The sequence below is a fragment of the Cylindrospermum sp. FACHB-282 genome (assembly GCF_014697195.1).
GTDB lineage: Bacteria > Cyanobacteriota > Cyanobacteriia > Cyanobacteriales > Nostocaceae > Cylindrospermum.
Window position 1 is genome coordinate 26,548 of record NZ_JACJRJ010000035.1, and the last position, 22,853, is coordinate 49,400.

Consider the following 22,853-nt stretch of genomic DNA (forward strand, 5'->3'; position numbering starts at 1 on the left):
TATTAAACTATACTAACAAAAAGAGAATTTTGAAGGACTTATTTAAGGGTTTTCCCAGCCTCATTCATGTTTTTACTCAGCACTCGTTGCTCAGTAAGAGCTACGCCTGTGGTAAATTTTCCCAAGCTAAAACCAAATCATAATAGGAATTTAACATCATCTGCTAACAGAAAGACTACAATCGAAACTGACGAATTAACACAGTAATCAAGGAGGCATACAAAGCTATGTCCGACTTAAATCGCGGCATTATGAAATTTAAGGGCGCTGATTCGCCAAAAGCAGTCACTATCTCTACTGTGTTGCTTTTGGGGTCGATAGCTGCTCTTGTCCTTTGGGCGCTACAAGCTGCCTATGCCCTCAACTAGAATCTCTTAGTAGCCGAGAAGGACACTGGCAAAAACGGTCTCCGTTGCTGTCAAGTGTCCATCACGGAACTAATAAAAGTATTTTGAGAACCAGAAAAAAAAATTTCCTCTCAAATTTAAATTTGCGATTGGCGATTTTAGATGGAAGATATTTCTAAAATCCGAAATCCACGATGTTTGAACTTTGGGGCATTTTAGTTATTGTAATTGCCTGTCCAGTCTTAGGGGCACTGCCGCTGATTGCCTGGATTACCTACGCCTTTAAGGGAAGGCGATTAGCTCAGATTGGTACAGGAAACATTAGTGTTTCAGCCGCTTTTTATCACGGTGGCACAATGGTGGGAATTCTGGCAGTTTTGTCAGAAGCTTTAAAAGGAATGGCGGCAGTCTTACTGGCCCGTGCTTTTTTCCCACAGCAATCATTTTGGGAATTGATTGCCCTTATTGCCTTGGTAATCGGTAGATATTCTCTGGGTAGAGGGGCGGGGACAACAAACGTCTCCTGGGGGTTTTTGGTACATGATCCCTTAGTCGCAGGATTTGTGGCTTTTTTAGCAGCCATCAGCTTGATCATTCTGCGCTCTAGACAAGCAGTCAAATTTGGGGTTTTGGTTCTATTTCCCATAATTGTGTCAATCCTACACGCTGATGATTACCCTAGAATCATCGCGGCTATTGCCCTGGCTGGGTTAATGGCTTGGATTTACACCCAAATACCTGATGATATGAAACTCCCGTCCCAACAGGCGCAAAGGGAGTCCCAGACGATGATGGAATATTTACAGGGGGAACAAGTGCTAGCTTCTCTTGATGAAGAATTGGATGCGGCGATAGTCGGAGCAAAGGCTGCTACATTATCTCAAGTTAAACGTTGGGGCTATCCAGTACCCAAGGGGTGGGTAATTGCTCCGGTTGATGATCCCCAAGAGCTGATTGAATTTCTCCAACCATCGGAATTATCCCCTCTGGTGGTGCGTTCCTCTGCTATTGGGGAAGACTCAGAAAAAGCTTCTGCCGCTGGACAGTACACAACAATTTTGAACGTTACCAGTAAACAAAAGCTGTACGAAGCGATCGCCGAAGTGCAAGCTTCATACAATCATCCATCCGCTGTGCAATATCGCCATGATCGCGGCTCAATTGCGGCGGCCATGGCGGTGCTGATTCAACAACAAGTCCAGAGTGTGTTTTCTGGGGTGGCTTTCAGCCGTGATCCCATTGCCCAGCAAGGTGATGCTGTGGTGATTGAAGCTTTACCAGGTAGCCCGGAGCAAATTGTTTCTGGACAAGTGACACCAGAACAATATCGGGCTGTTGTCGTCGAAACAGAAGAAAATTTCTCCTGTGTCAAATTAGAGGGTTCAGGGCAAGTTCCACCTTCATTAATCAAGCAAGTTGCATATCTAGCCCGCCGACTAGAAAAACGTTATCACCGCATTCCCCAAGATATTGAGTGGAGTTATGACGGACAAACCCTCTGGGTATTGCAATCTCGTCCCATCACCACCCTGCTACCCATCTGGACACGCAAAATCGCTGCTGAAGTTATTCCAGGAGTGATTCACCCCTTAACTTGGTCAATTAATCAACCACTAACCTGTGGAGTTTGGGGAGAACTTTTTACTTTAGTATTAGACAATCGCACCCGTGGGTTAGATTTTACAGAAACTGCGACGCTGCACTATTCTAGAGCTTATTTCAATGCCTCTCTCCTCTGGGAGATTTTTCTGGGGATGGGGTTACCACCAGAAAGTCTGGAATTTTTAACCAGAGGGGCGAAAATGAGTACCCCTCCTTTGGATTCCACTTGGCAGAATTTGCCGGGACTTTTTAAGTTGCTTCAGCGGGAACTGAGTTTAGAAAAGGACTTTAAGCGAGATTATCGCCAGCGGTTTATTCCTGGGTTGACGCAGTTAGGAAATGAATTGCCTGATGAATTGCCACCGCCCCAGATGTTAACTAGAATTGACATGATTCTAGAGTTGCTGCGCCGGGCAACCTATTACAGCATTTTAGCGCCCTTAAGTGCTGCACTCCGCCAGGCTGTAGGGCGGGTGAAAGATGAACAAATTGATCATAGTGTCGCCCCAGAGGTGGCTTCATTGCGATCGCTCATGCTTTTAGCCGCAGATGCCAAACAAATCTTGCCAGAGATTGATCCTGAACAGGTGTTTCAGCAGTTGGATCAAACCCCAGAGGGAAAGAAGGTTTTACAAGACTTTGCCGAATTACTTGAAGATTATGGTTATTTAAGTGAAGTGGGCACTGATATTGCCGTTCCTACTTGGCGAGAACAACCCCAGCCAGTCAAGCAGTTGTTTATCCAGTTGATCCAGGGGAGTGAACCACCAAAAAATCAGCTTCTTGGTTCCCAGCGCATGGGAAAATTTGTCCAAGGGCGGGTGGATCTCAAAGGACGAGTTACTGAAGTTTATTCTCGGCTGTTAGCGGAATTACGTTGGAGTTTTGTCGCTTTAGAGAAGGCTTGGTTAAACTCCGGCTTGCTGAGGTCTGTAGGGGATATTTTCTTTTTAGAGTTGGATGAAGTGCGGCGTCTGGCTACGGGTGCGGATTTAGTTTTGCGAAATAAGTTGTCGGAGTTAGTGCAATTGAGGCGATCGCAATTTCTCCAAGATAGCCAAATCAGAGACATTCCCCAGTTGGTCTACGGCAATACACCGCCCCATCCCTCAGACCCTGGCGTCCACTACTCTAGCCAAATTTTACAAGGCATTCCCGCCAGTCATGGCCAAGCCCAAGGACGGGTGAAAGTGTTGCGAAATTTACAAGACCTAGGGGACGCTAATATTGACCGGCAAACCATTCTGGTAGTCCCTTACACCGACTCCGGCTGGGCACCAATCTTAGTCAGGGCGGGAGGATTAATTTCTGAAGTCGGAGGAAAACTTTCTCACGGTGCGATCGTCGCTCGTGAGTACGGTATTCCCGCTGTGATGGATGTGCGAGGAGCTACATCTATTCTGCAAGATGGTCAAAAAGTCCGGTTAGATGGATCTAGGGGTATTGTGGAACTCTCTAACGACTAGACAACAGATTGGTTACAAAGAATATTGGTAAGGCGGTAGAACTGGGAGAAGCTCACGAAATTGTCAATACTGGCCCAACGGAATTGGTTCTTACTTACTAAAGGAAAGCGGGTGGAAAAATCAGCCTAATCATCCATACTTCTCGTTCTCAGGTATAACCTGAGAATGAGTTTTAACCAAATTAATCCAATAGTTAATATCAATATTTCTCTATACCTGGGAATTTGAAGCTACTAAATCCTCTGACAAAAATCATCATCACCATCAATAATTAGTTAGGACTTACGCAACTGGCATGGCTTTGTAGGTGCGTCAGAATTGATAATTCGGTAACAATCAACAAATTTTCGATATCTGACGCACCCTACAATCTAAATCCTCTGAGAAAAATCATCATCACCATCAATAATTAGTTATTAGACCCCATCTTTCAACTACTGTGGACTATAGCACCTTGGCTTGGCTACCCCAAAATGAACCAGCCGCCCTATTTGTAATTTCCATCACCGCTATTTGACTAATTTTAACCTGCTGTTCGCCATGGCAAAGGGATTGTTGATGGCTGAAGTTATCACTACAAACCTTTAATTATTTACACCCTGTTACTGATACCTGTTACTTTTAAATAAGTAAACCATTCTCTAGGAATAAAACCATCGATATCCATTAAAGCTAAACTAGATAAAACCAAACAATCAGGAGACAATTAACATTGACAACTTAAATCATTAGTAACTTCCATGACATCCCACCACAGTTTAATAGTCAAATTCAAGCAGAGTATATAGACGTGGATAATTCAACATCTGAACAACACAGGGTACTACCCATTAGTCCCCGCGCACTGCTATTAGTAAATCGTCACGCCCGTCAAGGACAAAAGTATCTGTTTGAAGCCATACATTATCTGAAAACACTCGGCTTTGATGTGATTGAGGAATCCACAGCAGAAGCCAAACACTTCTGTGATCTAGTCCGGCGCTACCAGCATGAAATTGACTTGGTAATCGTTGGCGGTGGTGATGGCACTCTCAACGCTGTAGTCGATGCTTTAGTTGATACCCAACTGCCCTTGGGCATTTTGCCTTTAGGAACTGCTAACGACTTAGCCAGAACTTTAGGAATTCCCAATTCCCTCTCCGAAGCTTGCGAAATTATTGCCAACGGACAGTTAAAACGCATTGATTTAGGGTGGGTGAATGGTAAGCATTTTTTTAATGTTGCCAGTATGGGACTGAGTGTGAAAATTACCGAGCGATTAACCAAAGAAGTTAAGCGCCGTTGGGGAATATTTGCTTATGCTGCCACCGCATTGCAAGTAATTTGGGAATCTCGCCCCTTTAGTGCAGAGATTCGCATCAAAGACACCTCGATACGTGTTAAAACTGTGCAAATCGCTGTTGGCAATGGACGGTATTATGGCGGTGGCATGGCAGTGGTTCACGATGCCACAATAGACGACCAAAGGCTAGACCTTTATAGCTTGGAAATTGAACATTGGTGGCAAATGATCTTATTATTGCCCGCAATGCGACAAGGAAGACACATACATTCACGGAAAGTCCGCGCCCTTCAGGGTAAGGAAATAGAGGTTTATACCCATAAACCACGTCCTATCAATACAGATGGTGAAATTACAACTTACACCCCAGCCATATTCCGTGTTATTCCTATGGCTATATCTGTTTTAGTGCCGCCACAATAATAGATCGTTATTGTTAATCTTTGAGTGCATTTGTTATAGCTGTGTAATGCTGGGTATTGTGGCAACTCCTATCAACTATACCAGATGCATCTGCGCTTTTCTCAAGATATTAAGTCCCTGCTAGAACGCCTAGCCGAACAGCCCCTGACTCTCGGTGCTATTCTAGCAGAAACTTCTGAACGGGGTTTTAGCCTGGTCATTGCGTTATTAGTTTTGCCGTTTTTATTTCCGATGCCACCGGGCTTTACTGGGCCTTTTGGTGCCGCTTGCTTGCTGTTGTCAGTGCAGATGCTGTTGGGAAGGCGATCGCCTTGGCTACCTCAAAAAATCGCCAACTACAAATTCCCACGCCCCTTTGCTCAAGTAATTTTACAAAACTTGCGCCGAATCACCAAAGTATTAGAAAAAATAGCCCGTCACCGATGGGGCAAAATAGCCAATCATCCTTGGATTTGGCGACTCAATGGGCTTTGTATTTCTTGGTTAACAATATTGCTAATATCACCAATTCCCTTAACCAACCCCTTCCCTACCGTAGGTATTTTACTTTTAACAGTTGCCACTATTGAATCTGACGGTTTGTTAATGTGCATCGGCTACGTCATCACCGCCTTAATTACTATCCTATTTGGCTTTATTACCTATGGACTATGGTTAGCCCCCGGTTTGTTACCATCTATATTTAAATGATCAACAAAATACTGTTAGATACACATACTTTTATTTTCTGGGATAGTCAACCATCAAAACTTTATTAAAGAGCGTTACAGTTATTAAGTAAGTATGCAAAAAGAAATCAAGCTATATTAAGTAAAGTAACAAATACTGAAATTAGCTCTATCTCCTGTGGTCGACGCTAGGCCAACGAGACGCTACGCGGTAAGCGCAGCAATGCCAGTTCGCGGAGCGTTCCGTAGGAAAGGGCTTTACAAAGTAGGGCACAGAGCCGCTTACTACAAACCTTTAATTATTTACGTTGCTCTACTTAACTCATAAAAGATAATCTAAAGTTGATTTTGTGTGGTAAAAAAAAGCGATCGCCTACAGCGGGCGTTTCGCCATCGCTCTCCCCAATCTACCCCAAGAGATCGCACTTCTGTAAATAAATCAACTTCCTATAAATAAACAGCGATCGCACTCCTGTAAATAAATCAAAAGCGATCGCCTAATTTTAGACCCTTACCTATCTGCACCAAATTCCATTGTAATTTACTTGCATGGTTCGTCTGGATGAACTGGTGGTTCGACTGCTGGTTCGTCTGGATGAACTGGTAGTTCGACTGCTGGTTCGTCTGGAGGAACTGGTAGTTCGACTGCTGGTTCGTCTGGAGGAACTGGTAGTTCGACTGCTGGTTCGTCTGGAGGAGTAGTAATAGATGATAAGGTTACGGTTACCTTTACTGAAGAAGGTCTCGTAACAGAATCATTTCTCAAAACTGCGGCAGTAGCGCCAATAGTTTCATAAATCTGCTCAGTAATTTCACCAGGCTGTAGGTTTACTTCTGCTGGTTGTTGTACTTGAGATCCAATTGTGACCGCAACTTGCGCTGTTTGTCTAGCGGTTATGTTCTGAAAAGTAACATTAAGATTCGACAGAGGTTTAAAAAACAAGTCTAATTCGTCATGGGCTTCAAGAATTTTTACACAATCCTCAACCGCAGAAAGATGACAGGTTAAAATATTTGCACTCGCAGTATTTACTACAAAACCAAAAGCCACTACAAAGGCAAACATTAGTGTTGTCAAAAAGCTAATTGCACGTTTCATCTTCAACAACTCTGATTTTGATTAAATTAACAAATGCTCATCGCAGACTTAATGAACTACCTCTAGTTCAGGGGAAGTCAGCTAGAGGTTTCTACATTCTCTAGCGTATTTTTAGCATCCGCGATACGTTCAAAGGATTGGAAAAATAAAATCCTCTGCACTTTTGAAAACAAATTAGCGATGAGCTAAAGAAGACCCAACCAAATAAAATGCCCAGCCGTTTCAATGATATTGTTGGCATTACCATAGTATTTTGGCGCTTTCGCGCGAAGGTCGAAAGCACAGGCTGGGCATTTTATTTCTTGTAGATGCCTAATAACATTTGTGACCTTGAATTAAGCATCTTCAACGTAAATAGTATCTAAATTGATCCAACTATGCTTAACCTTACTGGAGAAGGTGTTACAGCACTATTATTGACGAAAACTGCGGCAGTAGAGCCAATAGTTGGATAATTCCGAGCAGTAATTCCACCGGGCTGTATGTTTACCGGTGGTTGTACTTGAGATCCAATTGTTGGTGTAACCTGCACTGTTTGTCTAGCGGTCTGGCTCTGAAAAGTAACATCAAGATTCGACAGAGAGTTAAAAAACAAGTCTAATTCGTCATGGGCGTCAAGAACTTGTATACAAGGCTGAGTCTGAGAAAGCCTACAGGTGAAAATTTCTGCACTCGCAGTATTTACTACAAAACCAAAAGCTACAACAAAGGTCAACATTAGTGTCGCCAAAAAGCTAATTGCACGTTTCATGTTCAAAAATCCTTAATGAGTTTTTAGTGGTTTTTCTTCCCACACTTTTTAAACGTTTCCCAACCCCCATTTGTGAATTTTTCGAGTTACAGGCAAATTTTCTCCCCAAAAATTCACCCTCAACACCCATAACCCTTCCTCACCATACCTTTCAGGCTCTGCAAACTCTTATAGACTTCTCCACGAACCGGATACAATAGCTGATCGCCCTTCTCCCTACAAAAAAGGCGATCGCTATAAAGCGGTCATTTCACCGTCGCAATCCTGTAAATAAATGGAATGTGAGATATAATGAATTTGTCACTGAATCAGTCTATATTAACTTGCTATGGATTCTTTAAACCTACGCAAAAAAGTTATTACAGAAATAAATCTTGTCCCACCAGATAAATTAGAAGAATTATATAACTTTATTCATTATTTTCGATTAGGTATAGAAGTATCTCAACCTTCACTTAACAAAAATATGCAGTTTGCTGGCTGTTGGAATGATATGTCAGATGAAGGATTTGCGAATTTCAATGAAGAAATAATCACACGCCGCCAGCAAGCATTTTTAGGAAGAAGAAGAAGTGATGAAGCCAGCCTTGATTGACACAAACATTTAATCCTTTTTCTTCCGAAATCATAGTTTAGTTGTTGAGCGTTTTCAGACCTATCTGAAAGAGCATGACAAAATTAACATTAGCATCATCACTTATTATGAAATTGTCAGTGGATTAAAACATCGTGACGCGCAAAAACAACTTATATCTTTTTTAGAATTTGTTTCATACAATACGGTTTTACCTCTAACTACAAGCTCTGCCACAATTTCTGCTGATATTTATGCCAATTTAAGAAATAAAGGAACGCCAATTGATGATATTGATATTCTGATAGCAGGAATTGCCATAGCCAACGATTTGATTATTGTCACAAATAATATCAGAGATTTTGGAAAAATAGAAAACTTAGAAATTCAAGATTGGAGTAAGTAGTAACCGTTCAGGGGGTGAGCAAAAAGTTGCTATATATGAAATTCAACGAAATCAATACAATAACCAGTAGAGATTTGATTTTTTAAAAGTTATTTTGAATAAGCAAAATTGCTATACTGATCTGTGAAATGGTTTTTTTGGCATTTTGGTCACGATTAGCTCATAGCATAAATCACTTCTAATCCTTGCTATACAAGCACTTTAGGCATTTAGAGGAATATTCTACCCCCGTGAACGATTACCCCCACTAGCTATTGTATAAACTTAATTATCATCAAACGATGATGTCTATCTGAATTAATTTACATTATGATTTCAATTCATCGTCAATTCATAAGACCAAATGATTGAGCTACCAGATTGTTCCATAAAAGCTCTAACACTAAAAGGCTCATTTTTGGCAAATTTATCATCATGGTTAGACATCTTGTCCCAAGCTTTTTTTGCAGGATTAGGACCAGATTGACTTATTACTCCGATATCAATCTTTCTTTCCCCAGGAGGCCATGAAGCTGAAAATTGTACAAATTTTCCAGTCTTTCCAATTTCATAGTTAGAAGCAAAGGAAAATAGACCTTCCTTTTGTATAATTCCACTTCCAGGAAATTTGGCACCTTCTGAAAATTGCCGACCAGCTATGCTAAATGGCTCAATTCCGTCAATAGGCCAGTTTGCCCAGTAATTGTAAGCACCTACGCGGAAAAGAGTATACGGAGTTTTATTTACTACCTGAATAACAAATTTTTGTGAGTATTTTAATTGGTCTAATATTTTGTTTACAGGTGTATTGGCATCAGTAGCAACGTTAAAGTTATCACCTACGGCTGTCGGACTGTTTGAGAAGCCTTGAGAGACAATTAAAAATGTAACTTTTGGATCTGAGTCGCTAATATTTTGTACTGTGGCTCTATCACCACCAGAATAATTCCTTTCTACTCCTTTAATATAATTAGGAGGTAGCATCACAATTTCTTTGCTTTGGTTGCCGTCTTTTTTAGATAATAGAAAAGCGACTTTTGCCTCAAAGTCATCGCTCTGATTCTGAAACTGTACAATAGTTGGACCTTCAGAGGTTTGGTCAATGTAATATGTGTAATCCTTGGAAAGAATTGCAGGGAGATTTTTGACCATCTGCACCTGCTTTGGTAATTGAGCTAAAGCAGGACTTACTATACTACACAAGGCAACTATTACTGAAAGTATGCAAGACGCTAAAAAACGAAATAAGCGATTCATTATAAGCGATTCATTACTACACAAGGCAACTATTACTGAAAGTATGCAAGACGCTAAAAAACGAAATAAGCGATTCATTATAAGCGATTCATTGATTTCCTTGATTTGAGTGAATTATATTGTCAGCAGTAAACAGGCGCGTTAACTAAGTAACACGCCCACAAAAATAGGTTATCAAACTACTAAATTATGAGGTTAAGATATGGAAATAGTCAAAACATCTTAGCCTTAAGCCCTTGTAAATTTGGCAATTATTGGTGCATTCTCACTTCGGTTTCTTACTACCACCCTAGTACTACCAAACGTTTCGTCCAAGTATTGTCTTTCTGTGTTTGCTGGTACTTGTACTACCTTGGAAAGATTCTGCCATGCAAAGAATATGTTAGCCTTGTAATCCTGACTTTGGTTTGTAAATTCAATAGAGGTTGGTAGATCCGTACCCTTAAATCTGTATTCAACATTGGCACAAAGCCATAATGGATAATTCGGTTGGATTTCTATCACACTACCAGGTTGGCCACAAACTGGCCTAGAGCCTTGCGCGTGTGCAACATTATTCATACCACCAAATCCAAATAATGTTACAGTGACGGCTAAAATGCAGCATACCATTGCACGTATTACGTTCTTCATTTTGTTCCTCAATTTTTGTGTCTGTTTATTTTGTGTTTTACTGAGGCTTAACTAGATATCTCACAGGTGAAATCATCTAATTTTGCTCTGACGGAATTGTGGTTTTTTTTTCCCACATCTTTTAAACGTTTCCCCACCCCCATTTGTGAATTTTTCGAGTTACGAGCAAATTTTCTCCCCAAAAAATCACTCTCAACCTCTATAACTCTTACCCCGCTTACTTTTCATCTGTTGCAAATTCTTCTCAACCTCCCCACGAGCCGGATACAACAACTGCTGACTTAAAGCTGTTTCATAAGCCTGTATCGCTCCTGACTTATCCCCTAACCCTAGTAAGGCTCTCCCTAACCAGTAATTAGCTGTAGCTGGGTTAAACGCCTTTAATTTCTGACTTCCTTCACAAGCTGCTTCCCACCAGCGCTTACTAGCCTTGGCATCCTTTATCACTTGGTAGTTTTCTCCTAGCCACACCGCAGCTGGTACAGATTGCAGATAAGCTCCTGGTGGTAAAAGCTCCCATCCTTTCTGTAAAGCTTCTATTGCTTCCTGATGTTTAAGAGCCAAAGCCAACACCCGCCCGTGACGCAACCAAGCATCAGCTAACTGGGGCTGTAGTTGTGTTCCCTGTTCCGAAACACTACAGCCTCGTTCAAACTCTTCAAAATGTTCTACCAACACCCGCCCCGCAGTTGCAAAAATACTCCAGCGTTCAGGAAACTGCTTCAACATCTCCTCTACCAAAGGACGCAATTCCTCCAACCTTGTCGCCAGCGGTAAAATTTCACACAACGCCCGAAAGATTTCACAATCATGGGGATATAGATGATAAGCTTTCCCCATCATCTGTGCCGCTTTCTGATATTCCCCTGTGTGGAATAAGCACCGTCCGTAGTAATACCAGCCATAAGGATGCTGGGGATGTTCTGCGGTAAACTCTGCTAACACCTCCACACCTTGCGCCCAATCCCCACGGAGAATGTGATAATATGCCAGGGAATTGTGAGCCTCAACCCCATGAGGAGCCTGTTGCAGTGCAGAGATAATCATTTTTTTAGTCAGCTTCCCCTCCTGACCAGATACCAATCTCATCTGACACTTCGGCAAGCTCAGTGCGGTGCAACGCTGGTCAATTTGTCGTTGCAGTACCCGGAAATCATCTCCAGCTAAGGCTATAACCCTGCTCAACCGCTCTCTAGCTGTTTGAATATCCCCCACCGCCATCAGCGCATCATAGCTGTAAATCAAGGCCACAACATCATCTGGGTTGATTGACAAAACCTGCTCCAAGGCGCTGAGACTACCAAGAGGATTTTCTCTCGACTGATGCACCTGTGCCAAAGCCATCCAGTGAACTACTTTGTCAGGTTCTAAAGCTGCTGCTAAATTAAATGCAATGATTGCCTTCTGACTCTCACCTCTGCAAACTGCAATCAATCCATTTATATGATTCTGAGTCCCTTCATTTTCAGATAACAATAAGGATTTTTGATATATTTCTAGAGCCTCTTTTTCTAATCCCATCAGGTGCAAGATTTTTGCCAGTTGCAGCTGCACATCAATTAATTGAGGTTGTCGTGAAATCACTTGACGATATTCTGCAACTGCTTGTTGCCAGTTGCCCATTTCGTAATGCAAATCAGCCAGTTCTAATCTTTTTTTCCATCCTTGGGGATATTTTTGGACATACTTACTTAAGGTGATGAGTTTCTGCTGTTGTCTAGCTGGCTTTTCTTCTACAACCAAGTGAGCATTCATCTCCAGCCCAGAGAATTGGGTGAACTGTACCAATGATGTGGCAATGTTTGCAGACATATTACGGTTACTTTATAGTTAATTTCTTCGTGCTGGCTTTTTGTTGTTATTGGCGATTCCCAATTACACAGCACTGCACCGCACTGAGCTTGTCGTTCGCGTAGCGTCCCGGAGGGAAGTGTTTCATCAGATTGAACCTCTTCCACCATCGGAATTACCTTTTTTAAGGATGGTGAGAGAGAATCTAGACAAGTGTTATCTTCCCCTGCAAGATACTTCTTTAACTGCTTTTGCAGAATCTTTCGCGCTTCTTGAATGCATTTGCGAATATTCTCTTCAGAGAGGGCCAGTTGTTTGGCGACATCTTGATAGGATTTTTCTTGGCAGCACCGTAAAATAAAAGGATGACGCAGTCTGTCAGGTAAAGATTCAATTCTATGGTGGAGATATGCTCGCATCTCCCAATTCAAAATATTGGCTTCAGGAAATCCTACGTTAGAAGCAAATGCTGGATGCTCGGCAAATTTAATATCGTCAATGTTTTCAATTATTGTGGCTTCTTGTTTGCGTTTTCGATGCACATCCATGCAGAAGTTATGGATGATTCGAGCTAACCACGCTTTAGGATATATAATTTTATTTGCAGATTTTGTCCATTCATTCCAAGCTTTGAGCATTGCCTGATTTAGTGCATCTTCGGCATCATGAGAATTACCTCCCATCCACTGTAGGCAACATTTGTAAAAATCATCTTGAGATGATTCCCATAATTGCCAAAAATCCTGACAATTATTTTGAGATAAAGCTCTGAATTGGATTTGCTCTGGCAAGATATTCCTGATTTCCAGCCCTGATAAGCAGAACAAGAGTTCTTGTTCTGGGTTCACTTGTATATGTGAATTCCTGTTCATTATTTAAAACATGAGGGATGATGCACTGTACAAAAGACTGGAAGATTGCGGATATATGTAATATCTGTTTTGAATGATACCTAGCTTGTCAATTCAATAGTTCAGTTAAATTTAGGACTTTAAAAATCAGCCAATTGAGTTAAATTCAGTTAAATTCAGTTAAATTCAGGTATTCAATAACCTAGGAGTATGTAACAATTAATACTTATAGCTCAGAAAGCGGTTAGAAACCGCAACTACACAGACAAAACCCACCTGCGTGGGTTTCAAACAGATACTTTTTCCTTAGTCCACCTTCGCGTAGCGTTTGGAAGGAAAGGTGGACTATCCCTAGGGGACGCTACGCGAAGGTTTGTGTAGCCGCGATTTCTAATCGCTATTTTTTAATTGAAAAAAATTCTTAAAGGGAATTTATGTGTAGTTATCGTTGAGAAGTTAAAATATTTTTTGATAAAACCAGAATATAATATCTCAAAAGACTAGTTCGTAAGGAACTATTGCTGGCAAATTGTGCGATATAGCGATTAAGAGTTACGTGAGGTACAGATAATATTTTGAAACGCAAAGGGACGCAAAGTAAAGCGCAGAGGTACGCAGAGATTTGTACCTCAGCAGACTAGGAAACGCTATACAGCGGTGAAAATATGACTTAACCAGAATTTTATAAAGCTTGGCATCAGCAAGAAGTAATAGAAGCTAGCAACTATAGCAATCCTATTTGATTTGTGAACATAAAGTGAGTCAGATACCCGACTTCTCTAAGAAGTCGGGTATCTTTGTGTTCACAAATGATTTAGGACTGCTATATTGATATAATAAAAAATTATCAAAACCAAAATAAATCATTTAACCAAAAACCATGATTACCGAATTAGCAAACCTCAAACAAGAACTAATTTCTATTTCCCAATCTACCAATCTTGGCTTTAACATCACTCCCGCAACTAAGGAGCAAATCGAAACATTAGCCGCATCTCTTGAACCCCTAAATCCCACCGCTGAACCGACGAATCATATCGAATTGATTCAAGGAAGATGGCGGCTTTTGTACAGTACATTTAACTTAGAACAAGAAACCACTCTGCAACGTCTTTCTTTTGGTAAACTGCCGGATGTCAAAGTTAATGTAACTGGAATATTTCAAGAAATTTATCTTGATGGTCAGCAGTACATTAACCTGATTGAATTTACCGGAGTTTCTGGTGTTCAAGGTGTTGGTTTAGTTAGGGGACGCTACACTGTAGAAGATGAGAAACGCTTGAATATTGAGTTTGTGGAAACTTCTGTTAAAAGTGCAAATAATGATTTGAGTGATGCCGCTTTTCGTGAGGCTTTAGGAGTAGATAATGATTCACCTCTGGAAGCGACACTCTCATTTAGTGGCTGGTCAGATATTACCTATTTGGATGAAAATTTCCGCCTGATGCGTGGTAATCAGCAAAATTTATATGTGCTGCTGCGAGATGAGTAATATCACAAAAAGATCCCCCCAAATCGCCCAAGGGGATTATTTTCCTCATTAAATTAAGTCAACTTTAAAATCTCTAGGACTTACTTTCCTTTACAAATTTACCATGTTTTCAGGTTTTTTTGATGGGTCTCTTTACCCATCCTACCTGTAGGGTGCTGCCCAGCACGAATCATGATTTTTAACGACACAAACCATACCCCATATTTGCTATTTTCTGTCCGTTAAGTCCTAATTTCGTTAATAGCCTCTGGCTAGGAATTCTTACCCCATTCCGTATAAGCGGCAGAGCCGCACTGATTGCATTCCCAGTTGGAGACTCTTAACGAGATAAAACGAGATTAAAAATAATGCATCTTTAATTTAGAGCGGTTTTATAATAATAGAACTTACGCATTGACAAACAATGGTGAATATGGTCATCGATTTTATTCATTGAAACTCCTATAAATTGTGCGTTAGGAAACGCACACTACGTGTAGGATGTGTAAAGAGACCCATCGAAAAAGCTTGAAAAGAGGGTAAATTTGTACAGTGCGTAAGTCCTCAATAATTAGACCACAAGCTCCAGGACTCAGCATTGCTGTGTACCTACGGTAATCTGTTGTTCATTAACTTGAAAAGTTCTGTAAGGGAATTTTCGCTTTTTGAAAAACTTGCTCAACGGTAAATTCTAATTCTGGAAATAGAGAATCTTTGATTAATTCGTCTCCCATATAAGTTTGTGGTGGTGCATCTGGATAAAACACACTAATGCTTCTGGCTTGACTATCTACCACCCACACCCGCAACACTTTAGCTGCTAAATAATCTTGTGCTTTAGCTGCCATTTGTCCAAATGTTTGCCCTGGTGAAATAATCTCAATTACCAAATCAGGAGGAACAGAACAGGCTCCTTCTTCTTCCCAGTCGGCAGGTAAACGTTGATAGGAAATATACAACAAATCTGGTGTTGGTGCCCAATCTCGTCCTCGACGGGTTAATGCAACAGCTAATTCTGGGTAAACTTCTCCTTTCCCCTCACATAATTCTTCAATCAAATTTATGAGGGCGCGGGTAAGTTTTGAGTGGTATTTTTTTGGTGGCATTTTAGGAATTGCTTGACCATCAATTAGTTCATAGGTGATATCTCCCTCTCCTTCGGGAAGAGTTAAGAACTCTTGCAAGGTCAGTTGATTATCTGTTTGAAGTACCATAATTTAGATTAGCTGATTAATTTCCAGCATAGCTAAAGTTAAAAAAAAATTGTAGAGACGTTCTATGCAATGTCTCTACATTCTGGTGTTCAAGGTGAGATTACTGCATTCCCTGCAATACTTGGCGAATGGTATCTGTTGGTACTTGGTCGGTAATTGTGACTTCACCAATTTTTGTTGGTAAAACAAACCTGACTTGACCGGATTTGACTTTTTTATCTAGTTGCAATGCATCAATAATTGCTTCAATTTCTACCCCAGCAGGTAGCTTAGTTGGTAAACCTGTTTTTTCAATTAGGGCATTTTGCCTTTCTGTGTCTTGTTTTTGCCAAAGTCCCAGTTCTAGGGAAATTTGTCCGGCTGCTACCATGCCAATACCTACTGCTTCGCCGTGTTTGAGTAGGCGATAACCTGTTAAGCTTTCTACTGCATGGCCGATGGTGTGACCATAGTTGAGAATTGCCCGTAATCCCGATTCTTTTTCATCTTTGCCCACTACATCGGCTTTGGCTTGACAAGAATGGGTTAATATGTTGTTTATCAGGTCGGTCTTTACGTAGCGGAGTTGGTCGAGATGTTTACTCGCTTCCAACTGAGCAAACAAATCGGCGTCCCAAATGATGCCGTACTTGATCACCTCTGCCATTCCTGCCCGAAATTCTCGCGTCGGTAGTGTTTTTAATACTTCTGGGTCAATTAATACTCGTCGCGGCTGATGGAATGCCCCAATTAAGTTTTTGCCGTGGGGATGATTGACGCCAGTTTTACCGCCAATTGCTGAATCTACCATTGCTAAGAGTGTGGTAGGCACTTGGACAACATTAATCCCCCGCAGCCATGTGGCGGCAGCAAAGCCTGTCATATCACCAACAACGCCTCCCCCCAAGGCTACCATGGTGGAGGAACGTTCTAGGCGGTTTTCTAGGGCGATATCATAGAGTTTCTGGATGGAGTTGAGGGTTTTGTAGCGTTCCCCTGGTGGTAAGTTGCAGCTAGCTACTTCAAAGCCGGCATTTTTCAGGGATGCGATCGCTCTTTCTCCATAATGCTTAAAGATCATCGGGTTAGAAACTAGCAACACCTTCTTGCCCAGCTGCAACTGGCTCATCTGTTGACCCAGTTGATCTAAGCTAGCAGATGCGATCGCAATCTCATAAGACTTTTCCCCTAGATTGACATTGATAATAGAAGTCATAACCCAACCCCAAACAAGCACCAGTGCGCGTATTCTACCGCAATCTGACAAAATGGGGAGATGGGGAGATGGGAAGTTGGACAGATCAATGACCTGTTTGACTAATGACTAATGACTAATGATTCAATAGATTTAGTGAGTAACTTGGAGAAAGATAAATGTTTGCTGCGATCGCTTATGTCGTCTACTTGGGTGTGTTCTTGGGTCTAGCTGTCGGTTTGCTGTTCGGTCTCCGTGCTGCCAAGATCATTTAATCGAGAGATAATTCCGCCTAAAACTTTTGTGGGATAGGCATCTTGCCTCTCCCTCAGTTAGCAACAGGCAAAACCCCCCTAAGCTAGGGGGGATCAATCAGAGATTTTTAACCCACAACAGCCGGAGTTGGTACTGTCTGCTGTTTTTGGTGGGCTGGACGCATCGATAAACCTAGCAAATTCAGCATTTCCCGGTCAGTGTCATAATCAGGACAAGGAGTTGTCACCGTTAACATCTTATTGTCATCGCTGGAAAAAATAGAATTTGCCCCAGCCATAAAGCAAAAAGCTTGTTCCACTTGGGAAAGTTTCGCCCTACCTGCACTCAGACGCACGTCAGAACCTGGCATTAAAATCCGCGCAGTGGCAATCATCCGCACCACATCCCAAATCGGGACATCGGGTTGATCTGCCAAAGGTGTGCCCGGTACTTGGGAGAGAATATTAATCGGCACAGACTCTGGATGGGGGCTGAGGTTTGCCAAAGTGTACAACATCCCCACACGATCATCGACGCTTTCGCCCAAGCCCAGAATACCGCCAGAACATACTGTCACATTAGTTTGGCGCACATTTTCAATGGTATTTAAGCGATCGTCGTAAGTCCTGCTAGTAATGATAGTGCTGTAGTAATCCCGTGAGGTATCCAAATTATGGTTATAGGCGTACAGTCCCGCATCTTCCAATCGCTGGGCCTGTCCTGCTGTTAGCATGCCCAAAGTGCAACATACTTCTAAACCCATCGCGGTTACGTCCTTAACCATGTCCAGGACATCCTCAAATTGGGAGTTATCCCGCACCTCACGCCAAGCAGCACCCATACAGATGCGACTAATACCCGTTGCTTTAGCTTTTTGGGCGATGCTAACCACCGTTTCTTTTTCTAGGAGTGCTTCCGCCTTTACCTCTGTTTTATAGCGAGAAGATTGGGCACAGTAGCTACAATCTTCTGGGCAACCTCCTGTTTTAATAGAGATGAGCTTACAGACTTGTATTTTTGTGGCGTCATGATATTGGCGATGCACGCTAGCAGCTTGATAAATAAGCTCTAGCAAGGGAGTATTATATATCGCCCGAATCTCTGATTCCTGCCAATCGTAGCGTATTCCCGACATTACTATCCTTCTTGTAAACTGGATTTATAAGAGCTAACAAGTACAGCGTTTAGGCAAATAAATTATACCGTCCGGCTTTGATCCCTGCCGCTGTAGATATTAAAAATCAGCTTATCAAGATTTTGGTTAAGTGGCAGATTCGCAGCAAAAATCATCACCTTAACTCGTGTTTTTGGCATAATCTCATGTTCATACATCTGTGATTTCTGAAGACAGCATGGTAATCTAATCAGAAGGACTGGTAGACAATTGATCAAGTGTAGGCAATGCTCACCATATTTCTGTAAACTGTGGCACATATTAGCTAATAAATTTCACCAAACCAATACATACACAGCGGCAGAAACTTATTAAGTTACCGACCACTAAAGAAAGATTTAAGCCCAGTATCCCAGGTATGAGATAATTGAGCAAATACTCAGAACTTGTCAAAAAGATATTCCGATGAAATCAGAACTGCCACTAATTACAAGCGATCGCCTGTTATTAAGAGTGGCGATCGCAGAAGATATACCCCAAATTCTCAAATACTTTATTGATAACAAAACCTATCTCACCCCATTTTACCCCCTGTGGGCTGATGCTTTTTTCACCGCAGAGTATTGGGAATATCAAGTAGAAAGCAATTTTCTCGAATTTGTCAATGACCAATCATTAAAGCTATTTATTTATCTCAAAAACCAGCCCATAGAAATTATTGGCACCATCAATTTTAGCAACTTTATCCGAGGATCTGCCCATTTTTGCTCTGTGGGATATGGTTTGGCTTCATCTGCACAAAAGCAAGGCTATATGACAGAAGCACTAGGGGTAGCAACTCAGTATGTATTTCAAGAATTAAATTTTCACCGCATTATGGCAAATTATATGCCCCACAATCGCCGCAGTGGTAACGTCCTCAAAAGGCTCGGTTTTGTGGTTGAAGGATATGCTAGAGACTATTTGATGATTAATGGAAAATGGGAAGATCATGTCCTCACAAGTCTCACCAATCCTCACTGGCAACCAAATAAATCTTAACAAGAGTAAGTTTAAACAGGCTGACGAATTTGATATAAGCTGCGATTGAGCCAGTCTTCATACCAATCATAAAAACTCAAAGGCTGCTCCTCGTCGCTATCTGGCTGAAATTCCTCATGATCGGCGTCATGGAAATAATGACAAAAATTCCCAGAAGCAGGATATATACCACTATCATTGGTACGATCATCTATCCAAATTTTTCCCTGCTGTTCTCCAGCAATCACTAACAAAGCATACATTCCACAGCCATAATTGGCCATAGTGAGAGTTCCCTGAATAAATTTATTATCTAAGTAAGCATCATTATTAATTACCATTCCTGCTGTATTTTTTATGAGCAAATCCAAATCATTCCACGCCTCTGTCAGCAGAAATGGTTGAGAAATAATGTCGTACTTTAGTTGATATGGTGTAGCGACAATTTCATTGGTAGATGCAAATCCAGGGATACTGTATAGTCCGTATCCTGGCCCAGCCCCACCATTACCAACTTCTAACAAAAATTGACGATATTCACTGGGGAGGTTGATATGATGCTTTTCTTCAAAAACTTGAATATCTGCGTCTTGCAAACAAGGGTTGAGGTGATATTGATGTGATTCTGAGCCAAAAACCTCAAAAGTAGCATCTAAGATGGCTAATTGAGTTAACTTCTTCTTTAATTGCAAAACTTTCTTCATGATCCCGCTTCCAATTTTAAAGTAGCACAGCTATTCCCAGTTAGGGGAAGCTTTGTTTGTCTATGCTGAGGCTGATACCAGAGGTAAGCAATTTAAAATTCAAAATTCAAAATCGAAAAAACCAGTATTGACGAGTCTCCTATCCCCTGAATATCTGCAAATTAAATGTGGAACAGTTTACTATTAAGGAAATGATGAATTAAGCTTTGCTCGTAATGACTCTGGCTGAAACTGCAAATAACACGAATTCTAGCAATCCTTTTCTCACCCTCAACTACGAAAGTGCCTTAGAATCTCTAGGCCATGACTACTATGACGAAGTTGCAGCGGCGGAATTTCCTCAACACATCTTACGTTGGCGCAATGATGCACTGCTACCCCGTTTGGGACTAAATCCCCAAATAGTCAAAGACGAAGATTTCATTACAGCTTTTGGTAAATTTCAGGGGCGCAAACCCTTGTTAGCACTGCGTTACCACGGCTATCAATTTGGTGAATATAACTCGCAGTTGGGCGATGGGAGAGGCTTTCTTTATGGGCAAGTACGCGCCAGTGACGGACAATTGTACGACTTTGGCACGAAAGGTTCTGGTAGAACCCCTTACTCCCGTGGTGGCGACGGTATGCTCACACTTAAAGGCGGAGTGCGGGAAGTTCTCGCAGCAGAAGCGCTGCACTACCTGGGGGTGCGTACCTCCCGTTGTTTGACGATGATTGAAACAGGTTTATCTCTCTGGCGAGGCGATGAACCTTCACCTACCCGTTCATCTGTGATGGTACGGATGGGCAGTTCCCACATTCGCTTTGGTACTTTTGAGCGACTGCACTTTTTCCAGCGTCCAGATTTAACCAAAAAGCTGTTAGACCATGTAATTGAGCAGTATTACCGACACTTAGTTGCTGAGAAAGATAAATATGCCCTGTTTTATGCAGAATTAGTCAAACGAGTAGCGGAACTAGTAGCGCAATGGATGGCAGCTGGCTTTTGTCATGCAGTCCTCAATACTGACAATATGTCAATTACGGGGGAAAGTTTTGACTATGGGCCTTATGCTTTTATCCCTACTTATGATCCCTACTTTACTGCTGCATATTTCGACTATTATAGACGCTATTGTTACAGCCAGCAACCAAGTATTTGCCAATTGAACTTAGAAATGCTCCAAGAACCATTAAAAGCGGTGATTGAGCAGAGGGATTTAGATGCTGGATTAGCTAGCTTTGGGGAGTATTATCAGGCTGAATACCGGGGTTTGATGTTGAAAAAGTTGGGATTTGAGCAGTTGCCATATCCAGAAGCTGATGAGCTTTTACATCTGGCGATCGCCTTTTTGCAAAAAAGCCAAGTTGGTTATCATCAATTCTTTTACGAGATGGCTCGCACTTTTTCCCACAAATGGCGAGATGAACCAGCTTCTGTGATGAATGATTCAGATATTGTCCCTGCATTAGGAGCAGCAGCAGCTATTTTTGATAACTGGTGTGTACTCTATCATAAAATTTTGAATTATTTTGACCCGGACGACATGGAAAACATTGCCAAAACTCTGGCTGTCTATAATCCAAAAACGGCATTATTAAGACCTGTAATTGAATCAACTTGGGAATCAATTGCTGAATCAGATAATTGGCAACCTTTCTATGATTTGGTTGAGAAATTTCAGTTAAAACACTAGTCAAAATCAATAGTTGAATAACAAATTATTGCTAGACAAGAAATAATTTGTTATTCAATAGCAGATACCATCGGCTACCTAATCACTTGAGGTTTTCAGCTACAATCCGGTTTCTCCCTTGAGCTTTGGCAGCATAGAGCGCCTTGTCAGCCATCGCAATTAAGGTATCTGGGCTAAACTCCAGATTGGGGACAATAGTTGTAACTCCTATGCTCAATGTCACAGATTCATCAACCTTAGATTGAGCATGGACAATCTTGAGGTTATGTACTTCTTTTCTGATTACCTCCCCTACATACATCGCCCCTCCAAAATTTGTATTTGAGAGAATCACCGCAAATTCTTCTCCCCCATAACGAGCCACTAAATCAGCCGGACGCTTAACCGAGAATCTAATTGTTTTAGCAACCTGCTGTAAACAATGATCTCCTGCTACATGACCATAGGTATCGTTATATTTTTTAAAAAAATCTACATCGCATAATAATAAAGATAGGGGTAATTGCTCCCGGAAAAGTCGCTGCCATTCAAGACTTAAATATTCGTCAAATTTGCGCCGATTGGCGACTCCTGTCAATCCATCTAAATGAGCAAAGAGGTTTAGTTGGCGATTCGCTAAAACTAAAGCTGCTTCAGCGCGTTTGCGTTCCCCTATTTCTTGCTTTAACTGCTGGTTTTGGACGATGAGTTGCTGTTGTTGCTGGCGAATAATGAATTGATTCTTCACCCGTGCCAATACTTCTGAGTCTTGAAAAGGTTTTGTGATATAGTCTACTCCACCAATCTCAAATGCCATAACTTTATCTGTAGTTTTATCTAGAGCACTAATAAAAATTATGGGAATGTTGACTGTCTCTTTTTGAGATTTCAGTTGCCGACAAACTTCATAGCCATTGATATCAGGCATATTAATATCGAGCAAAATCAAGTCAGGAGGTTCTATCTTTGCCGCCTGGATTGCCATTTTTCCAGAAACAGTTTTTCTAACTTTAAATCCTTGTGACTCTAATATCTTGGATAGCAAGCGTAGATTATCTGGGGTATCATCAACAATCATGACAATACCAGCATTATTACAGGATGTTGGTATAGACAT

Annotated in this window: 20 protein-coding genes; 10 read left to right on the top strand and 10 right to left on the bottom strand. The window is 41.5% G+C overall.

Features of this window, described 5'->3' with window-relative positions; all coding sequences use genetic code 11:
• Nucleotides 1-227 precede the first annotated feature (227 nt).
• The 4 genes from H6G32_RS17800 to H6G32_RS17815 all read left to right on the top strand — a co-directional run bounded on the left by H6G32_RS17800 (nt 228) and on the right by H6G32_RS17815 (nt 5,810).
• Nucleotides 228-368, top strand: coding sequence for a hypothetical protein (locus H6G32_RS17800; RefSeq protein ID WP_015206245.1), 141 nt, complete (start codon nt 228-230; stop codon nt 366-368).
• A gap of 173 nt (nt 369-541) precedes the next feature.
• Nucleotides 542-3,415 carry a glycerol-3-phosphate acyltransferase gene (locus H6G32_RS17805; RefSeq protein WP_190460684.1) on the top strand — a complete coding sequence of 958 codons (2,874 nt, stop codon included), beginning with the start codon at nt 542-544 and terminating at the stop codon, nt 3,413-3,415.
• Between the two features lie 829 nt (nt 3,416-4,244).
• Nucleotides 4,245-5,120: a lipid kinase gene (locus H6G32_RS17810; protein WP_190460726.1), complete on the top strand. Its 876-nt coding sequence runs from the start codon at nt 4,245-4,247 to the stop codon at nt 5,118-5,120.
• Nucleotides 5,121-5,204: 84 nt separating this feature from the next.
• Entirely contained in the window at nt 5,205-5,810 is a 606-nt protein-coding gene (locus tag H6G32_RS17815; RefSeq protein WP_190460685.1) for an exopolysaccharide biosynthesis protein, read from the top strand.
• A gap of 519 nt (nt 5,811-6,329) precedes the next feature.
• Here H6G32_RS17815 and H6G32_RS17820 read toward each other — a convergent pair.
• On the bottom strand, nt 6,330-6,887 hold the full coding sequence (locus H6G32_RS17820; protein WP_190460687.1) for a hypothetical protein: 558 nt from the start codon (nt 6,885-6,887) through the stop codon (nt 6,330-6,332).
• A 361-nt stretch (nt 6,888-7,248) separates the two neighbouring features.
• Entirely contained in the window at nt 7,249-7,638 is a 390-nt protein-coding gene (locus H6G32_RS17825) for a hypothetical protein (protein ID WP_190460689.1), read from the bottom strand.
• 328 nt (nt 7,639-7,966) lie between these two features.
• Between H6G32_RS17825 and H6G32_RS17830 the strand changes: the two genes are divergently transcribed.
• On the top strand, nt 7,967-8,233 hold the full coding sequence (locus H6G32_RS17830; RefSeq protein WP_190460691.1) for a hypothetical protein: 267 nt from the start codon (nt 7,967-7,969) through the stop codon (nt 8,231-8,233).
• A gap of 82 nt (nt 8,234-8,315) precedes the next feature.
• Nucleotides 8,316-8,618, top strand: coding sequence for a type II toxin-antitoxin system VapC family toxin (locus tag H6G32_RS17835; RefSeq protein ID WP_375539804.1), 303 nt, complete (start codon nt 8,316-8,318; stop codon nt 8,616-8,618).
• 315 nt (nt 8,619-8,933) lie between these two features.
• Here H6G32_RS17835 and H6G32_RS17840 read toward each other — a convergent pair whose 3' ends face one another.
• From H6G32_RS17840 to H6G32_RS17850, 3 genes are all read right to left on the bottom strand, one after another.
• Nucleotides 8,934-9,854 carry a hypothetical protein gene (locus H6G32_RS17840; RefSeq protein WP_190460693.1) on the bottom strand — a complete coding sequence of 307 codons (921 nt, stop codon included), beginning with the start codon at nt 9,852-9,854 and terminating at the stop codon, nt 8,934-8,936.
• Between the two features lie 825 nt (nt 9,855-10,679).
• Nucleotides 10,680-12,299 carry a tetratricopeptide repeat protein gene (locus H6G32_RS17845; protein WP_242046637.1) on the bottom strand — a complete coding sequence of 540 codons (1,620 nt, stop codon included), beginning with the start codon at nt 12,297-12,299 and terminating at the stop codon, nt 10,680-10,682.
• Nucleotides 12,239-13,150 carry an RNA polymerase sigma factor gene (locus H6G32_RS17850; RefSeq protein ID WP_190460695.1) on the bottom strand — a complete coding sequence of 304 codons (912 nt, stop codon included), beginning with the start codon at nt 13,148-13,150 and terminating at the stop codon, nt 12,239-12,241. Before H6G32_RS17850 ends, H6G32_RS17845 begins: the two co-directional genes overlap by 61 nt.
• 859 nt (nt 13,151-14,009) lie before the next feature.
• Between H6G32_RS17850 and H6G32_RS17855 the strand changes: the two genes are divergently transcribed.
• Nucleotides 14,010-14,621 carry a PAP/fibrillin family protein gene (locus tag H6G32_RS17855; RefSeq protein WP_190460696.1) on the top strand — a complete coding sequence of 204 codons (612 nt, stop codon included), beginning with the start codon at nt 14,010-14,012 and terminating at the stop codon, nt 14,619-14,621.
• A gap of 608 nt (nt 14,622-15,229) precedes the next feature.
• Here the strand turns inward: H6G32_RS17855 and H6G32_RS17860 are convergent.
• Nucleotides 15,230-15,814, bottom strand: a complete 585-nt coding sequence (locus H6G32_RS17860; RefSeq protein ID WP_190460697.1) for a Uma2 family endonuclease — start codon at nt 15,812-15,814, stop codon at nt 15,230-15,232.
• 100 nt (nt 15,815-15,914) lie between these two features.
• On the bottom strand, nt 15,915-17,009 hold the full coding sequence (gene aroB / locus H6G32_RS17865; protein WP_190460698.1) for a 3-dehydroquinate synthase: 1,095 nt from the start codon (nt 17,007-17,009) through the stop codon (nt 15,915-15,917).
• A 158-nt stretch (nt 17,010-17,167) separates the two neighbouring features.
• On the opposite strand from aroB, the gene petL reads away from it, so the two are divergent.
• On the top strand, nt 17,168-17,263 hold the full coding sequence (petL, locus tag H6G32_RS17870; protein WP_190460699.1) for a cytochrome b6-f complex subunit PetL: 96 nt from the start codon (nt 17,168-17,170) through the stop codon (nt 17,261-17,263).
• A 107-nt stretch (nt 17,264-17,370) separates the two neighbouring features.
• Here petL and bioB read toward each other — a convergent pair whose 3' ends face one another.
• Nucleotides 17,371-18,378: a biotin synthase BioB gene (gene bioB / locus H6G32_RS17875; RefSeq protein WP_190460700.1), complete on the bottom strand. Its 1,008-nt coding sequence runs from the start codon at nt 18,376-18,378 to the stop codon at nt 17,371-17,373.
• Nucleotides 18,379-18,822: 444 nt separating this feature from the next.
• Here bioB and H6G32_RS17880 point away from each other — a divergent pair, with 444 nt between their 5' ends.
• The gene (locus H6G32_RS17880) at nt 18,823-19,398 is read left to right on the top strand and encodes a GNAT family N-acetyltransferase (protein ID WP_190460701.1); all 576 of its coding nucleotides are present in this window, start codon (nt 18,823-18,825) and stop codon (nt 19,396-19,398) included.
• Nucleotides 19,399-19,409: 11 nt separating this feature from the next.
• Here the strand turns inward: H6G32_RS17880 and H6G32_RS17885 are convergent, their stop codons facing one another.
• Nucleotides 19,410-20,081: an SMI1/KNR4 family protein gene (locus H6G32_RS17885; protein WP_190460702.1), complete on the bottom strand. Its 672-nt coding sequence runs from the start codon at nt 20,079-20,081 to the stop codon at nt 19,410-19,412.
• 215 nt (nt 20,082-20,296) lie between these two features.
• Between H6G32_RS17885 and H6G32_RS17890 the strand changes: the two genes are divergently transcribed.
• A complete protein-coding gene (locus tag H6G32_RS17890) occupies nt 20,297-21,757 on the top strand; it encodes a protein adenylyltransferase SelO (protein WP_190460703.1) in 1,461 nt (486 codons plus the stop codon).
• 82 nt (nt 21,758-21,839) lie between these two features.
• Here the strand turns inward: H6G32_RS17890 and H6G32_RS17895 are convergent, their stop codons facing one another.
• Nucleotides 21,840-22,853: a diguanylate cyclase domain-containing protein gene (locus H6G32_RS17895; protein ID WP_190460704.1), complete on the bottom strand. Its 1,014-nt coding sequence runs from the start codon at nt 22,851-22,853 to the stop codon at nt 21,840-21,842.

What these genes read in the sequence shown, in the direction of transcription:
- H6G32_RS17800 (WP_015206245.1), top strand. Translation starts at nt 228, where the DNA reads ATGTCCGACTTAAATCGCGGCATTATGAAATTTAAGGGCGCTGATTCG.
- H6G32_RS17805 (WP_190460684.1), top strand. Translation starts at nt 542, where the DNA reads ATGTTTGAACTTTGGGGCATTTTAGTTATTGTAATTGCCTGTCCAGTC.
- H6G32_RS17815 (WP_190460685.1), top strand. Translation starts at nt 5,205, where the DNA reads ATGCATCTGCGCTTTTCTCAAGATATTAAGTCCCTGCTAGAACGCCTA.
- H6G32_RS17820 (WP_190460687.1), bottom strand. Translation starts at nt 6,887, where the DNA reads ATGAAACGTGCAATTAGCTTTTTGACAACACTAATGTTTGCCTTTGTA.
- H6G32_RS17825 (WP_190460689.1), bottom strand. Translation starts at nt 7,638, where the DNA reads ATGAAACGTGCAATTAGCTTTTTGGCGACACTAATGTTGACCTTTGTT.
- H6G32_RS17830 (WP_190460691.1), top strand. Translation starts at nt 7,967, where the DNA reads ATGGATTCTTTAAACCTACGCAAAAAAGTTATTACAGAAATAAATCTT.
- H6G32_RS17840 (WP_190460693.1), bottom strand. Translation starts at nt 9,854, where the DNA reads ATGAATCGCTTATTTCGTTTTTTAGCGTCTTGCATACTTTCAGTAATA.
- H6G32_RS17845 (WP_242046637.1), bottom strand. Translation starts at nt 12,299, where the DNA reads ATGTCTGCAAACATTGCCACATCATTGGTACAGTTCACCCAATTCTCT.
- H6G32_RS17850 (WP_190460695.1), bottom strand. Translation starts at nt 13,150, where the DNA reads ATGAACAGGAATTCACATATACAAGTGAACCCAGAACAAGAACTCTTG.
- H6G32_RS17855 (WP_190460696.1), top strand. Translation starts at nt 14,010, where the DNA reads ATGATTACCGAATTAGCAAACCTCAAACAAGAACTAATTTCTATTTCC.
- H6G32_RS17860 (WP_190460697.1), bottom strand. Translation starts at nt 15,814, where the DNA reads ATGGTACTTCAAACAGATAATCAACTGACCTTGCAAGAGTTCTTAACT.
- aroB (WP_190460698.1), bottom strand. Translation starts at nt 17,009, where the DNA reads ATGACTTCTATTATCAATGTCAATCTAGGGGAAAAGTCTTATGAGATT.
- petL (WP_190460699.1), top strand. Translation starts at nt 17,168, where the DNA reads ATGTTTGCTGCGATCGCTTATGTCGTCTACTTGGGTGTGTTCTTGGGT.
- bioB (WP_190460700.1), bottom strand. Translation starts at nt 18,378, where the DNA reads ATGTCGGGAATACGCTACGATTGGCAGGAATCAGAGATTCGGGCGATA.
- H6G32_RS17880 (WP_190460701.1), top strand. Translation starts at nt 18,823, where the DNA reads ATGAAATCAGAACTGCCACTAATTACAAGCGATCGCCTGTTATTAAGA.
- H6G32_RS17885 (WP_190460702.1), bottom strand. Translation starts at nt 20,081, where the DNA reads ATGAAGAAAGTTTTGCAATTAAAGAAGAAGTTAACTCAATTAGCCATC.
- H6G32_RS17890 (WP_190460703.1), top strand. Translation starts at nt 20,297, where the DNA reads ATGACTCTGGCTGAAACTGCAAATAACACGAATTCTAGCAATCCTTTT.
- H6G32_RS17895 (WP_190460704.1), bottom strand. Translation starts at nt 22,853, where the DNA reads ATGTCTATACCAACATCCTGTAATAATGCTGGTATTGTCATGATTGTT.